Genomic DNA, 13,977 nt, shown 5'->3' with positions numbered 1-13,977 from the left:
CAAGCACTCGGTGAGCGCCTGCCCGCCACCTATAGGGACAAACCACCCGTTTTTGCGGGTTCCGCCGTCCGGGCGTCACCACAGCAGACATCACGCGGATGCATGTTCGGCAGCGCGAACTCGGAGTGCAGGAACTCTGCGAGCGGCTCGCCGAGCGGACCCGGCACTTCACGCCCGCATGGGGCCATGGGCCCTGCGGGCGCCGTGGACCACGCCCAACTGTCAGTACGGGCCGCGGCCGTTCTGGCGGTTCGCCCGTATCCACCGTCGCGCGGGCGACGCGCTGGTGGAAGGCGAGCGCTCGCATCGCGCCGCGCGACCGGGCCGCCGCCGTCCGGCGGGTGCCACCGTCACAACGGCCCGGATTCTCTGCGGACCTGCTTCTCTGCGAAGCCAGGACGGTGGCGCCGTGGCGTCGGAAGCACCTGGAGTGATAGCGCTGGCGCTGTTCCGGGGGCCTACCAGGTGGTGGCGCCGCCGTCGACGGGGAGGGTGGTGCCGGTGATGAAGGAAGCGTGGTCGCTGCAGAGCCAGGCGGCCGCCTCGGCGACTTCCTCGGGTTCGGCCATGCGGTTTTGCGGGGAGGAGGCTTTGCTTTTGGCCTCCTGGGCGGGGTAGCGGGTGAACCAGTCCTCCGTCATCTCGGAGCGGGCCAGGCCGGGGGCGATGGCGTTGATCCGGATGTGGTGGGGGGCGTATTCGACTGCGGCGACTTTGGTGAGGCCGATCACCGCGTGCTTGGCAGCGATGTAAGGGGCGGCGACGGAGGTGGCGACGAGACCGGCGACGCTGCTGGTGTTGACGATGGCGCCGCTGCCGGTGGTGAGCATGGCGCTGATCTGAGGGCGCAGGCAGTTCCACACGCCGCGGACGTTGGTGTCCATGATCCGGTCGTAGGTGGCGTCGTCCATGAGGTGCAGAGGGCTCTTCTCCGCTGCGGCGCCTGCGTTGTTGAAGGCGATGTCCAGGCGTCCGCAGGTGTCGACGGCGTATGCGACGGCGCGTTGCATGTCGGTGGCGATCTGTACGTCGCCGGTGCAGTAGGACGCTTCGGCGCCGACCGCGTGCAGTTCCTTGACCAGCGTCTGCAGCCGGTCTTCGCGCCGGGCGACCAGGACGACCCGGGCACCCTCGCGGGTGAAGACGCGGGCGGCTGCGGCGCCGATCCCGCTGCTGGCTCCGGTGATCAGGGCGACCTTGCCGGCGAGGGATCCCTGATGCTGAGTCATGTGCCGCGTTCTCCTTGGCTGGGGCGGTGCTTGCCGCAAGGTGCTGCTCCTGCCCGAGAGGGCGGGATGATCTGCCGTAGCCTAGCGTGCATGTTCGATAACTGGGGTGGCTGAAGCGGGCCAGGCCGGATCCTTGAACGGCGAGTTGTTCGTCCCGCCGCTTGCCCACAATCTTCCCGCACCCACGGTCCAGGGCGGCCTTCGTTGGTCGTAAAACCCGCGTACCGACTTCCAGCACCACCCGGCGTGTGTGGGGGGCCTCCTCAGAGCGACTCTCAGCGACAGGAGGGCGAGCAAGGCCCAGGCAGTGCTTGCGGGTTGGCTGGTCGGGCCGGGCACGTACGTGTTGGTCGAGCAGCCGCTGTGGTGCTCGGCCCAGCCGCCGTAGGGGAGTTGGATGTTCTCCAGCCACCAAGCGGTCTTGGTGAGGCTGGGGTGGGTACGGGGCAGCCCTGAGGCCAGCAGTCCGCGTACGGCGAACAGCGTGCCGTAGATCCTGTTGACTCCCCAGGCGGCCGGCCAGAACCCGTCGGGAGACTGTGTGTGGAGCAGGAACGCCTGCGCCGTTCCAAGTGCACGCTGGTAAACGGCGCGCTGAGCGGGGTCGGCGTGATCGTGCAGGTGGGAAAGCGCGATCGCCGCGATCCGGTGCACTCGGTGTACGAGCTCGGTCCTGGCCAAGCTGCTGTGGGTGTGGGTGTGGGTGTGGGTGTGGTCTGGGCTGGGCTGGTTTGGATTGGGGTTAGTGGGTGGGGGCGTGGTGGGTTGTTGCTGGTAGGGGGTGGGTGGGCGTGCCGGCGGGTTGGAGAGTGGGGAGGGTGGGTGGGCTGGCTACCGAGGGCAGGAGGAGTTGCCAGAAGTTGGTGAGGGGGGTGGGGGAGAGCCAGCCACGGTTGGCGCGGCTGAGGACCTCGAGGCCGACGGTGGTGGCGACGATGGTGGCGACCAGGCCCTCGGGTGAAACGCCGGTGGCGAGGGCGTGTTCGTCTGCGGCGCGGGTGACCAGTTGTTGGACGCGGGTCTGCCATTGCTGGCGCAGGTCCAGCGGGGTGCGTGGGCCGGTGTCGCAGTTGAGCCGGAACCCGGCGCGTACTACCACGTCGTGGTGCAGGAGTTGGACCATGCGGTGGGAGAGGTCCATCAGGTGCTGCATGGCGCTTTCCTGGCCCAGGGGTACTGAGTCGGCGGTCTCACGCAGGGTCTGGGCGGCGGCCTGTTCCACGGCGTCGGCCACTGCCGCCTTGTTCTCGAAGTGGAAGTGCAGTGCGCCGCGGCTCACGTTGGCGCCGGAGCTGATCTCGTCCAGGCTGGCCCGTACGTAGCCGTGCCGCTCGAAGAGTTCGGCGGCGGAGCGGATGAGGGCGTTGCGGGTACGGGTGGCCCGTTCCTGCTTGCTCACTGGTGACTCCCGTCACGAATGGTGTCCAGACCGCGTATAAAACCAACTTGACGGTTTGATCTCTAGAGGTGGGTCGGACCCTACTGCGGGAACGGCTCGGCGTGACGCATTCCGCTTGCCTGTCCGTCGGTCGCTGCAGGGTAGCCACCTCGGCAGGTATCCGTGGGGCGGGTCCGGGGTGGTGGGTGGCGCTTTGGCCGGAAGCCGAGGGTTCCGCTCCGGCTGCCCGACGGCTTGGGCGGGGGATTGTCGGCGGGGAACATGCCCGTGACATTAGCCCCATTAAAAACCGTACAAGCGGTTTTTAAGCAAACCGTGTGTCACTTCTGCACCTTTGGGCCGCTCAAAGGGTAGGCCCGGATGGCCTGCCCGGACGGCTCGGCCCGTTCGGTGCATTGCGATGGGCGGTGTGGTGCGGTGGGTGGCGCGGTGTGGTGGGTGGTGAGGGGCGCGGAGCGGGGAGGCTTTCGTTTCGGGTCATGCCGGGCCTGTGTCTCAGGTGCCGTCTGTCCTCGGCTGTCTGACTTCTCCTCGGGCTGGCTGGGTGTAACCCGGGTGCTGCCGCGTGCTGTTGGGCCTCACGTGTGCTGTCGGGGTCCAGGCCGCTCGTGTCCGCCGGGGCCGTCGGCGTTGTGTCGGCTGGGCTGGCTTTTGTTGGGGGTTGCTCAAGGCGGACCCGAGCTTGTGTTGAGGGGGGCGGTCGACCGTTGGGGTGGAAAGGGAGGTGGGGTTGTGGAGAGTGTCGGTGATGGGTCTGTCCTGTTCAGGGTTGAACGTGGGCGGGCCAGTGATGTGGAGCTCGCTGCTGTTGCGGTGACGCTGATGTCGCTGGCGGCCGGCCGGCCGCGGGATGGAGGCCGGGCGCCGCGTGGGCCGGGTCGGACGGCGGCCTGGCGCCCGCGGGAACTTGCCGCGGCGTATCGGGCTCCGCACAGCTGGCGCTGACGCGCCGCGCTGCCCAGGGCGCCGAATGGCCACGCCCCGTGGGGGCTGGTGTGGTGTGGGGCTGGTGTTGTGGGTTGGTTGGTTGGGGTGGGTGTGGGATGGGGGGAGTGTTGTGGTGATGGCGGCGGGGTCTTCTGTAGCAGGCGGGGTGTCGGCTCAGGCGCGGGTGGCGGAGCTGGCGGCAGTGCGGGGGCAGGCGCTGGCCGGGCCAGGTGGGGAGGCGACCCGGGCGCAGCACGCCAAAGGCAAGTTGACGGCCCGGGAGCGGATCGCCCTGCTGATGGATGAGGGCAGTTTCCGGGAGGTGGAGGCGCTGCGCCGGCACCGGGCCACCGGGTTCGGCCTGGAGGGGAAGCGGCCGTACACGGACGGGGTGGTCACCGGCTGGGGCACGGTCGAGGGCCGTACCGTCTTCATCTACGCGCACGACTTCCGTATTTTCGGCGGCGCGCTGGGCGAGGCCCACGCGACCAAGATCCACAAGATTATGGACATGGCGCTGGCGGCGGGTGCGCCGCTGGTCTCCCTCAACGACGGGGCGGGTGCCCGCATCCAGGAGGGTGTGTCGGCACTGGCCGGCTACGGCGGCATCTTCACCCGCAACACCAGGGCCTCGGGGGTCATTCCGCAGATCAGTGTGATGCTGGGCCCGTGTGCGGGCGGCGCCGCCTACAGTCCCGCGCTGACCGATTTCGTGTTCATGGTGCGCGAAACCTCGCAGATGTTCATCACCGGCCCCGACGTGGTCAAGGCGGTCACCGGCGAGGAGATCACCCAGAACGGGCTGGGCGGCGCGGACGTGCACGCCGAGACCTCCGGGGTGTGCCACTTCGCCTACGACGACGAGGAGACCTGCCTGGCCGAGGTGCGCTACCTGCTCTCGCTGCTGCCCTCCAACAACCGCCAGGCCCCGCCGCCCGCCCCCTGCACTGATCCCGCCGACCGGGCCGTCCCGAAGCTGCTGGAGGTGGTGCCGGCCGATGGCAGCCGCCCCTATGACATGCATCGGGTGCTGGAGGAACTCGTCGATGACGGCGAGCTGTTGGAGGTCCACGAGCGCTGGGCGCGCAACATCATCTGTGCCCTGGCCCGGCTGGACGGGCAGGTCGTGGGGCTGGTCGCCAGTCAGCCGGCGACGCTGGCGGGTGTGCTGGACATCGAGGCGTCGGAGAAGGCCGCGCGCTTCGTGCAGATGTGCGATGCCTTCAACATCCCGATCGTGACGCTGGTGGATGTGCCCGGCTTCCTGCCCGGCGTCGACCAGGAGCACGGTGGGATCATCCGTCACGGTGCCAAGCTGTTGTATGCGTACTGCAATGCCACCGTGCCCCGTATCTCCCTGGTGCTGCGCAAGGCCTACGGCGGGGCCTACATCGTCATGGACAGCCAGTCCATCGGCGCGGACCTCACCTATGCCTGGCCCACCAACGAGATCGCGGTGATGGGCGCCGAGGGTGCGGCCAACGTCATCTTCCGCAGGCAGATCGCTGCCGCCCCTGATCCCGAAGCGATGCGCGCCCGTGTGGCCAAGGAGTACCGGGCCGAGCTGATGCACCCCTACTACGCCGCCGAGCGCGGCCTGGTCGATGACGTCATCGACCCCGCCGCCACTCGCGAGATCCTCATCCAGTCCCTGGCCATGCTGCGCACCAAACACGCCGACCTGCCCTCCCGCAAACACGGCAACCCGCCGCAGTAACCCGCGCGCGGTCGTCCCGCGCGCCTCGCCGCCCGCACGGCCTCGCCGCCCGGCACGGCCCCGCCGTCCGGCACGGCCTTGCGTCCGGCACTCCGGGCGGTCCCGTCGTCCCGTACCGTCCCGCGTCCGTCGTCCCGTACGGTCCCACCCTCGCCGCCCCGCACAGTCCCGCGCGCCGCCCCCGTACAGTCCGGTCCCACTTCCCCGGGCGGTCGGCGTGGCTCCGGAGCGGTCCCGCCGAGCAGGGTGGTCGAAGCGTCGCTGGTGGCGGGCCAGCGCGCTTCGGGTGGTCGGCGCACCTTGGGCGGCCCGCGTGCTCAGGTTTGGCCGCGTGCTCAGGGTGGCCCGCGTGCCCCCGGATCTGCAGAGTCCTGCGGGCGGCTTCGGGGGCATCCTGCCGGGCCCGGGAGTATGCGGGGTGGGGTGCGGCCGCCGCCATCCACTCCGCCAACGCGTACCACCCGGCCTGGCGCCATCCAGTCGGGCCGGTCCGGTCGACCCGCCCTGCCCGGCTTGGTCAACCCGCCCCGCCTGGCTTGGTCGCTCCGCCCCGCCTGGCTCGGCTGGTCCGGTTCGGCCTGTCCTATCCGGGTCGATTGGCTGCATCTGGGTTGACGCGTGGTTTGCGGGCCGGCCCAGGCCGTCTCGCCCGGTCTGGGCCGAGTTATTTGACTCGGCTGGTCCCGCTGGGGGAGGAAGCCGGGAGCTGGGGGGCTTGGCCGTGCATTTGCTGGCCGCGGGGCTCCCGAGCCGTCGGGCCAGCCCTCAGCCGATGGTTCCGCTTCCGGGTGCCGGGTGCCGGGTGCCGGGTGCCGGGTGCCGGGTGCGGGGTGCGGGGTGCGGGGTCTGCCGGGCTTGCCCGGGTGGGTCCTTGGCCCTGTCCTTGGGGGCGCCCCCGCCTCCGGCCTCTGGTCCTTGGCTGCTGGTCCCTGGTTTCTGGTGGTCGGGTTGTGTAACGGCGGGTGTTCGCTGTTTTGGGGTGGGGGGTGGGGTGGGGGTGTGTGGCTGGGTGGGTGTGGGTGGGTGGCTGGGGGTGGGGGTGGGTGGGTGTCTGGTCTGGTGGTTTCTCAAGATCTGCTTGAGGGGGGTGGGTGGATGGCCGGAGGTGGGCTCCAGCGCTGCTAGAAACCAGCTACGCGGTTTTGTATTGACAGGGGTCGTGGAATCTATTTGAATCTGGGTGCGGTAAAGGGGATCGGCTCCGTGTGTGGCGTGGCTGCGGGCGGTAACTACCACTTTCTGGGGGACGCTGTGGATGTTGAGGTGCTCGGCGCGCTGGGGGTGCGGGTGAACGGGGTGTCGGTGGTGCCTACGGCGCCCAAGCCGCGGCAGGTGCTGGCGTTGTTGGCGTTGCATGCGGACCGGATGGTGCCGGTGTCGGTTCTGGCGCAGGAGTTGTGGGGTGCGGCTCCGCCGCGCAGTGCCCGGACGACGTTGCAGACGTATGTGCTGCAGCTGCGTGAGCTCATCGCTGCCGCGCTGGCCCGGGAGGCCGTCCCCGCCGCCGCCCCTGCCCCTGCCCCGGTGGCCGCCGCAGTCGCGGCCGTGCCGGGTGCTGCCCCCGCCGCCGTCCCCGCCGTGCTGGGTGCAGCCGTCCCCGCCGCAGTCGCCGCTGTCCCTGCCGCAGTCGTTCCTGCCGCAGTCGCGGCCCCTGCTGGGCCGGGTGCAGTCGTTCCTGCCGTAACTGTTCCTGAGGCTGTCCCCGCCGAAGCCGCAGTCGCGGCCGCGGCCGTCCCTGTCGGGGTGGGTGGGGTGCGCAGTGCCAAGGAGGTGTTGGTGACGATGCCGGGTGGGTATCTGCTGTGTGGTGGTGGCGGGGTGAGTGATGTGCGGGCTTTTGAGGAGTTGGCGGGGGCGGGGTATCGGGCGATGGATGCGGGGGATTGTGCGGGGGCGGCGGGGCGGCTGCGTGAGGCGCTGGCGTTGTGGTCGGGTACGGCTTTCGCGGATGTGCAGGCGGGTCCGCAGTTGCAGATGGAGATCAAGCGGCTGGATGAGAGCCGGCTGTGTGCGCTGGACCGGCGGATCGAGGCCGATCTGCGGTTGGGCCGGCACCGGGAGCTGCTGGCCGAGCTGACGGTGCTGGTCAATGGCTACCGCACGCATGAGAGTCTGCATGCCCAGTACATGCTTGCGCTGCACCGTTCGGGGCGGCGTGGTGAGGCGCTGGATGCCTATCAGCGGCTGCGGGCCACGCTGGTGCAGGAGCTGGGTCTGGAGCCCTCGGTCCGGCTGCGGCGTCTGCAGCGGTCCATTCTGAGTGCCGGCCACGACCTCACCGCCCCCGCCCCCGCGCCCGCTCCCGCGCCTGCTCCCGTGTCTGCTGCTGCGGCTGGTCGGCTGGCTGCGGGGGCTGCGGTCTCCGCGCCTGGCGCGGCGGGGGCGGGGGCGGGGGTTTCTGTGGGCCGTGTGCGGCTGGTGCCCACCGGCTGAGCCGTTGGGTGCGGGCGGGTCCGGTCCGGGCTTCCGGGCCGGGGCTGGGGGTTTGCGTGCCGGGCCGTCCCTGTCGGGGGTCTGTTGCTTGTGGTCGTGTGCTGGCCCGCTGCGGGTTTGCGCGGTGGGCGGGCGGGCCGCGTCGATCCCGCGTGTGCCCCGGGGCCGGCCGTGCTCAGCGTGTACTGCCGTGTTCCGTCGTCTGCCGGCCTCGTGTTGCCGTGCGGCGGGTGTCCGGTACCGCAGCTGCAACCGTGCAAGGACGTGGGGAGCGAGGGGGCGGTGGGCGGTGTGCGACAACGTTTCCTTGCCGGCCGCGCGGACTTCACTCCGGGCCAGGCGCACCTGGCCCGCGCCGCCTACCGTGCCCCTGGGAGCCCGTCCCCCGGGACGGCCTCAACCCGCCCGCCCGTCACGGCGCCTGACTGTGCCGCACTCCGCCCGCCTCCCGCGGTTCCTGCCCCCTCAGCCCTGTTCCGGTACACCAAGCACCAAGCACCAAACGCCAGCACTACGTGCCAAGTGCCAGTTTCAGCACCAAGTCCCAGCACCACGTGCCAGTTCCAGAACCAGGACCAGCGCCAGGACCAGCACTACGTGCCAGCACCAGCCCGGTACTACGTGCCAGTTCCAGTCCCAGTACTACGTGCCAGTTCCAGCACCAAGTCCCAGCACCACGTGCCAGTTCCAGCACCAGCGCAGCGTCAACACCAGCGCAGCGCCAGCACCAGCACCAGCGTCAGCACCGGCGCCAGCGCAGCGTCAGCGTCTGTGTTTGTGCCTGTTTCTGTTTCGGTGTGTGGTGCCCCGTACGGCGAAAGGAGGGTGCCCCGCACCCGATACGAGAGCGCCCGCGGCGACGGAATGCAGTCAAGACAAGAACTCGACGAAGTACGGAGAACACCCATGAAGATTCAGGTTCTGGGTCCGTTGAGCGCCGAGGTCAACGGGGGATCGATTGTTCCGACGGCACGCAAGCCGCGGCAGATCTTGTCCCTGTTTGCCCTCTATCCGGGACAGGTCATGCCTGTTCCCACGCTCATGGAGGAGCTCTGGGGCACTGAGCCGCCCCAGAGTGCGCTGACCACCCTGCAGACCTACATCCTGCAGCTGCGCCGGCATCTGGGCACCGCGCTGGGGCCCGGTACTCCGGGGACCGCCAAGGAGGTGCTGGCCACCCGGCACGGCGGTTATCTGATGCAGATACCGGCTGATGGCGTGGACGTGCACGAGTACGACCGTCTGGCCACCGAGGGCCGTGGCGCCTTCGAGAGCGGGGATGATGCCACCGCCGCCGACCGTTTCCGTCGGGCGCTGGCGCTGTGGCGCGGGCCCGCGCTGGTCGATGTGCGGGTCGGTCCCATCCTGGAGATCGAGGTCATGCGTCTGGAGGAGTCGCGTCTTGGCACGGTGGAGCGGCGTATCGATGCCGATCTGCGGCTGGGCCGGCACTCCGAACTCATCGCCGAACTCACCGAACTGACCGCGCGCTACCCCCAGCACGAAGGACTGCACTCGCAGGCCATGGTGGCGCTCTACCGTTCGGGGCGGCAGGCCTCGGCGCTGGAGATCTACCGCAAGCTGCGGATCCGCATGATCGAAGGGCTGGGGGTGGAGCCCTCCCCGCAGGTGCAGCGGCTGCACCAGGCCATGCTGGCCGTCGATCCCCAGCTGGACGTCACCGCCGGGCCGCGGCGCAGCTCCACGTTCGACCTGTACGCCGCCTGACCGCCGGCCGATGCGGCCGTCCGGCCACGGCCGCCCGCACGCCCGGTCACCGGCCGTCCGGCCACGGCGATCCGGTGACCGGCCGTTGCGGCTTCCGGCCGTCCGGCCGGGGCCACCCGGTGACCGGCCGCCTGGCCACAGGCCGTTCGGGCAGGGCCACTTGGCACCCGGGCTGCCGGTCGCCGGCCTGTGGGCTTCCGGCCGTTCGGTGTCCGGCTTGTCCGGCCCGGGGCCGCTTGGTGACTGCCGCTCTGGTCATGTGCTGTTCGGTCAGGGGCTCATGGCGGCCGGGCTGTCCGGTTCCGGCTGCCGGTCGCCGGCCTGTGGGCTTCCGGCCGTCTGGTGTCCGGTTGTCCGCCCTGGGGCCGCCTGGTGACTGCTGCTCTGGTCACGGGCCGTTCGGGCCGGGCCACTTGGCGGCCCGGCTGTCGGTCGCTGGCTTTTGGGCTTCTGGCCGTTCGGTGTCCGGTTGTCCGCCCCGGGGCCGGCTGGTGACCGGCGCTCTGGCCGCGCGCCGTTCGGTGACCGGTTGCCCGGCCGGAAGCGCCTGGTGACCGGCCGTCCGGCCACGGGCACCGGTCACGCGGCGGCCCCGGCCACCGGTCGTCGGGCTGTCCGGCCACCGGGCGGCTCGGCCGTCGGGCCACGGCCACCTGCTCACCCGGGGGCCCGGCCACCAGGCCGCCCCGGCTGTCCGGCCGCCCGGTGGTCCGGCCACCTGCTCACCGGCTGTCCGGTCACCTGGCCGTCCGGTCACCTGCCCCCCCGGGGTCTGCTCGCGCCGCATCCGCTGCCTGCCTGCCTCGCGTGCGGTGCCCGGGCCGGGCGGACCGGGGCGGGCGCGGGGGCGGTCTGGCTGTCCCCGGGCCACCCCGGCCGGGGCGGGGCCGGTCAGGGGCGGGGTGGTTGTCCGGTGTGTGGGGGCGGTCGTGTTGCGTGCGCTGCGCAGCGAGGCGGACTCGAGCCGTGTGCGGGCACGCGTCGAGCCGGGTGGGGCACACTGCACAGACCACCGGCCCCGCTCCCGGCGCGTTCGCCCCGGGCCTGCCCGCCACCGGGCACCACCTGCCCGTCACCGGGTTCCACCTGCCCGTCACCGGGTACCGCTGCGCGCTGCTGTGCCGCTCTGTTGCGTCTGGCCCGCTCGGCCCGGCTTCGTCACGACCATTGCGTGCACATGGCGCGAGAGAAAGGGGGGTCCGGTGCCCGGCGAGCGTATCCACCGGTTGTCGCACACGCTGGAGGTGGCCGCGCCCGCCTCCACCCTCTACGCGCTGATCGCGGACCCTGAGCGCTGGCCGCTGTACCTGCCGCGCAGCGTCTACGCCCAGCGTCTGGACTTCGACGGCGTCAACGAACGGGTCCGTCTGTGGGCGCTGGCCGAGGGCCGGATCGTGTCCTGGACCGCCTGCCGCACCCAGGATCCGGTGCGCCGGCTGATTTCCTTCCGTCAGGATGTGCTGATGGAGCCGGCCACCTCGATGGCCGGGTGCTGGAGTGTGCGGCCGCTGGCGCCGGGCCGCTGCCGGCTGACCCTGGAACACGAGTTCACCGCTGCCCCCGGCCGGCCCCAGGACGCCCTCTGGCTTGCCCAGGTCACCGCCGACAACACCCGTTCCACCCTGCGCAGCCTGCAGTTTCTGGCCGAGCGCTGGAGCCGCCTGGACGAGCTGGCCCTCTCCTTCGCCGAGTCGGTGCGGGTGAAGGGGCCCGCCGAGCTGGTCTACGGTTTCCTCTACGATGTGGCCGACTGGCCCGGCCAGCTCCCGCACGTGCGCCGGGCCGCGCTGGAAGAGCCCCACCTCGGCATCCAGAAAGTCGCCCTGGAACTCACCGCCGCCGACGGCGGGCCCGCCCCCGGGGTGGCCGGGATCCGTATCTGTTTCCCGCACGCCGGCCGTATCGTGCACAAGGCCACCGTGCCCCGCCCGCTGCTGGCCGCGCACTGCGGTGAATGGTCGGTCCTGCCCGACGAACGGGGCGTCACCGTGGTCGCCCAGCACCATGCCCTGCTGCGCGAGGACCGCATCGAACAGGTCCTGGGCGCCGGCGCCACCCTCGCCGAGGCCCGCCGCCGTATCCGTGCCGACCTCGCCCGCGACAGCCGCCAGATCCTGCAACTGGCCCGCCGTCACGCCGAATCCGCCATCCGCGTCCTGTGACCCCGCCCAGCCGCCCCCCGTCCCGGCCCGCGCCACCACCGACCCCCGCGCCCGCGGCCCCGCGGCGGGGCCCGGCACCCGGCCCCGCCCCGGCCTCCCGGGTCCGGCCGCCCCACCCGGCCCCGCCCCGGCCTCCCGGGTCCGGCCGCCCCACCCGGCCCCGCCCCGGCCTCCCGGGCCCGGCCGCCCCACCCGGCCCCGACGCCTGTCCGCCCGCCGGGGCCGACACGAACTCCCGCACCCGCCCACCTCCCTGGCGTCGCGCCCTGCCCGGCCCTGCCCGGCCCTGCCCGGGCCTGGTGAGGCGCCGGTGCCCCGGCGCGTCCTCCGGCTCTGGCGTCTGCCTGCCGGACGGGGTGTATTGGGGATGCCGGCGTACGGCGGCACGCTGCGGCGACGTGCCCGGCCCCCGTCCCGGACCGCAGACGTCCGGTGCTTGGACCGGCCCGGACGTCCGCCCCCGCCGTGAGCAGCCCGGCCTCCCCGTAAGCGACACCCGCAGCCGATACGCCCAGCAGCCCGGCCCGGCCCGGCCCGGCCCGGCCCGGCCCTGCCCGGCCCAGCAGTCCGGCCCGGCCCAGCAGTCCGGCCCGGCCCAACAGCCCTGCCTGGCCCAGCAGTCCGGCCCGGTCCCGTCCCGGGTGGTTGGGTACCGGCGCGTCATAGGGCCCCGACGCCTGCCGTCCGCCCGGGCAGGCGCTGTGAACTTCCGTATACGCAGCGCCCCGAGGCGGGGCGAGGCGTCCGGCCGGCCCCGGGCGCCCCGGCCGCGCCGCCCCCAGACGTCGGGCCCCGGCATGCCGCCCGGCTCTGACGTCTGCCCGCCCGCCCCCGGCGACACACCAAGGCGACAGGCCAAGGCGACACATTAAGGCGACACATTAAGGCGGCTGGCCAAGGCGGCTGGCCCGGGCGGCAGGACCGGGCCGTCCCGGGCAGCCGGAGGCCGGTGTGTCACGTGGCCCTGACGTCTGTCCACCCGCCGGGGGCATCACGAACTCCCGCGCACGCGACACGCCGAGGCGACATGCCGGCCCGCCCCGGTGCCCCGGAACGCCGGGCCGCGGTGCGCCACCCGGCGCGGCGATCTGTTGGGTGGCGCGCTCAGCTCGAGTTTTAATCTCGGACGGCTTGCTCGCCCCGTCTCCGCGGTATCCGCCGCCGATCCCGCCCGGCTCAGGGCGGACGCCAGGAGGGCCGAGGCGTGGTCGCGCTGGGGTGAGGAGCCGGTCGAAGGTCAGAACCCAGGCCGGGAGTCGTCAGACGAAGAAGGCGTTCATCCCGGGCACGTCGGAGAGATAGGTCTCGATACTCGCGATCTTTCCGTCGCGGAGCCGGCAGACCGTGGCCAGGTATTCGTCCAGCACGGCGTCTTCCCGGTGCGCGGTGTTGTGCAGGGAGAGCGCCATGTTCTCCCTGCTGGCCAGGAGATGCAGCAGCTCGAAGTCGAGGCCGTACGAGGCGATCAGCTGAGCGCGCTCCACCACCGCCTCGGCGCCGTCGGCTGTGCCGGAGATGGTGTTGTCGCCGGGCAGGGTCCAGGTGGCGTCGTCGTGCAGCAGGGCCCGGATGCCGTCCCAGTCGCCCGAGACCAGGGCCTGGTGGAAGGTGCGCCCGAGGGCGAGGGGGGCTTCGTTGGTGGACATGGCATTCCCTTCACAACACTAAAGCGGTGATCTCCGCTTTAGCGTGACCGTAAGCCCCCTGCTCGCTAAGGCGCAACTCTTTGCTTTAAGGTGGAGGGGTGAACGCTGACGCATCGACGAAGCGGCCCGGCGGCCGCAGCGCCCACGTCCGTGCCGCCGTACACAGCGCCGCGGTCGCGCTGGTGGGCGAGTTGGGCGCCGACCAGGTGACCCTCCCCGCCGTGGCCCAGCGCGCGGGGGTCAACTCCAGCACCCTCTACCGGCGCTGGGGTACGCTCGCCGCGCTCCTGGCCGACATCGCCCAGCACCGCGGCGACACCGGCGCGCCCCCGCTCGCCGGTGACCTGCGCACCGACCTGGAGAACCAGGCGGTCTGGACGCTGGCGGAGCTCTCCCGGCCCGGCGGCATCGCCTTCTTCCGCGCCGAAGTCGCGCCCGACGTCGACGAGCGCCACGACGGACTGCGCGAATGTCTGCGCAGGGTCAGCGAGCGCTTCCGCCCGGTCCTCGACGCGGCGCGGGAGCGCGGCGAGGCGCCCCCGTCCCTGGAGCAGGTTCTGGACCGGATCGTTGCGCCGCTCTACTTCCGGGTGGTCTTCTCCATCCCCGGTACGGATGAGGCGTACGCCCGCGGCCTTGTCGCGGAGCTGCCCGGGAAGCTCCAGCCTGAGTTGTGAACTTCGCCCGGCTCCTCGCTCCGGCGGAACCCGCCCGGAGCCGCACACACCCCGGGGCC

10 protein-coding genes and 1 pseudogene are annotated in these 13,977 nt (G+C 71.8%); 7 read left to right on the top strand and 4 right to left on the bottom strand.

Annotation, left to right across the window (positions count from 1 at the left end):
- Nucleotides 1–458: 458 nt before the first annotated feature.
- The 3 genes from NOO62_RS00740 to NOO62_RS00735 form a co-directional block, all read right to left on the bottom strand.
- Nucleotides 459–1,229: a glucose 1-dehydrogenase gene (locus tag NOO62_RS00740; RefSeq protein WP_268768928.1), complete on the bottom strand. Its 771-nt coding sequence runs from the start codon at nt 1,227–1,229 to the stop codon at nt 459–461.
- 81 nt (nt 1,230–1,310) lie between these two features.
- Complete coding sequence (locus tag NOO62_RS39185) at nt 1,311–1,883, bottom strand: hypothetical protein (protein ID WP_414930965.1); 573 nt, start codon at nt 1,881–1,883, stop codon at nt 1,311–1,313.
- A gap of 88 nt (nt 1,884–1,971) precedes the next feature.
- Nucleotides 1,972–2,628 (bottom strand): ScbR family autoregulator-binding transcription factor, encoded by a 657-nt coding sequence (locus NOO62_RS00735; RefSeq protein ID WP_268768927.1) that lies wholly within the window; start codon nt 2,626–2,628, stop codon nt 1,972–1,974.
- A 360-nt stretch (nt 2,629–2,988) separates the two neighbouring features.
- Between NOO62_RS00735 and NOO62_RS00730 the strand changes: the two genes are divergently transcribed.
- The 6 genes and pseudogenes from NOO62_RS00730 (at nt 2,989) to NOO62_RS00705 (ending at nt 11,595) form a co-directional block, all read left to right on the top strand.
- The gene (locus tag NOO62_RS00730; protein WP_268768926.1) at nt 2,989–3,573 is read left to right on the top strand and encodes an acyl-CoA carboxylase subunit epsilon; all 585 of its coding nucleotides are present in this window, start codon (nt 2,989–2,991) and stop codon (nt 3,571–3,573) included.
- 148 nt (nt 3,574–3,721) lie between these two features.
- Nucleotides 3,722–5,272 (top strand): acyl-CoA carboxylase subunit beta, encoded by a 1,551-nt coding sequence (locus tag NOO62_RS00725; protein ID WP_268768925.1) that lies wholly within the window; start codon nt 3,722–3,724, stop codon nt 5,270–5,272.
- 1,251 nt (nt 5,273–6,523) lie between these two features.
- A pseudogene (locus NOO62_RS00720) lies at nt 6,524–6,763 on the top strand (AfsR/SARP family transcriptional regulator); the annotation flags it as partial.
- Between the two features lie 87 nt (nt 6,764–6,850).
- Nucleotides 6,851–7,705: an AfsR/SARP family transcriptional regulator gene (locus tag NOO62_RS00715; RefSeq protein WP_414930964.1), complete on the top strand. Its 855-nt coding sequence runs from the start codon at nt 6,851–6,853 to the stop codon at nt 7,703–7,705.
- Nucleotides 7,706–8,611: 906 nt separating this feature from the next.
- Nucleotides 8,612–9,433 carry an AfsR/SARP family transcriptional regulator gene (locus NOO62_RS00710; RefSeq protein ID WP_268768924.1) on the top strand — a complete coding sequence of 274 codons (822 nt, stop codon included), beginning with the start codon at nt 8,612–8,614 and terminating at the stop codon, nt 9,431–9,433.
- A 1,202-nt stretch (nt 9,434–10,635) separates the two neighbouring features.
- A complete protein-coding gene (locus NOO62_RS00705; RefSeq protein WP_268768923.1) occupies nt 10,636–11,595 on the top strand; it encodes an aromatase/cyclase in 960 nt (319 codons plus the stop codon).
- Nucleotides 11,596–12,854: 1,259 nt separating this feature from the next.
- Here the strand turns inward: NOO62_RS00705 and NOO62_RS00700 are convergent.
- Complete coding sequence (locus NOO62_RS00700; protein ID WP_268768922.1) at nt 12,855–13,241, bottom strand: nuclear transport factor 2 family protein; 387 nt, start codon at nt 13,239–13,241, stop codon at nt 12,855–12,857.
- A 98-nt stretch (nt 13,242–13,339) separates the two neighbouring features.
- Between NOO62_RS00700 and NOO62_RS00695 the strand changes: the two genes are divergently transcribed.
- Nucleotides 13,340–13,918, top strand: coding sequence for a TetR/AcrR family transcriptional regulator (locus tag NOO62_RS00695; RefSeq protein ID WP_268768921.1), 579 nt, complete (start codon nt 13,340–13,342; stop codon nt 13,916–13,918).
- The last annotated feature ends 59 nt before the right edge of the window (nt 13,919–13,977 follow it).

The sequence above is a fragment of the Streptomyces sp. Je 1-369 genome (assembly GCF_026810505.1).
Classification (GTDB): domain Bacteria; phylum Actinomycetota; class Actinomycetes; order Streptomycetales; family Streptomycetaceae; genus Streptomyces.
This window is presented reverse-complemented; position numbering and strand designations above follow the sequence as displayed.

Excerpts from the sequence above, each read along its gene's own strand:
- NOO62_RS00710 (WP_268768924.1), top strand. The coding sequence starts at position 8,612 with ATGAAGATTCAGGTTCTGGGTCCGTTGAGCGCCGAGGTCAACGGGGGA.
- NOO62_RS00700 (WP_268768922.1), bottom strand. The coding sequence starts at position 13,241 with ATGTCCACCAACGAAGCCCCCCTCGCCCTCGGGCGCACCTTCCACCAG.
- NOO62_RS00740 (WP_268768928.1), bottom strand. The coding sequence starts at position 1,229 with ATGACTCAGCATCAGGGATCCCTCGCCGGCAAGGTCGCCCTGATCACC.
- NOO62_RS00730 (WP_268768926.1), top strand. The coding sequence starts at position 2,989 with ATGGCCTGCCCGGACGGCTCGGCCCGTTCGGTGCATTGCGATGGGCGG.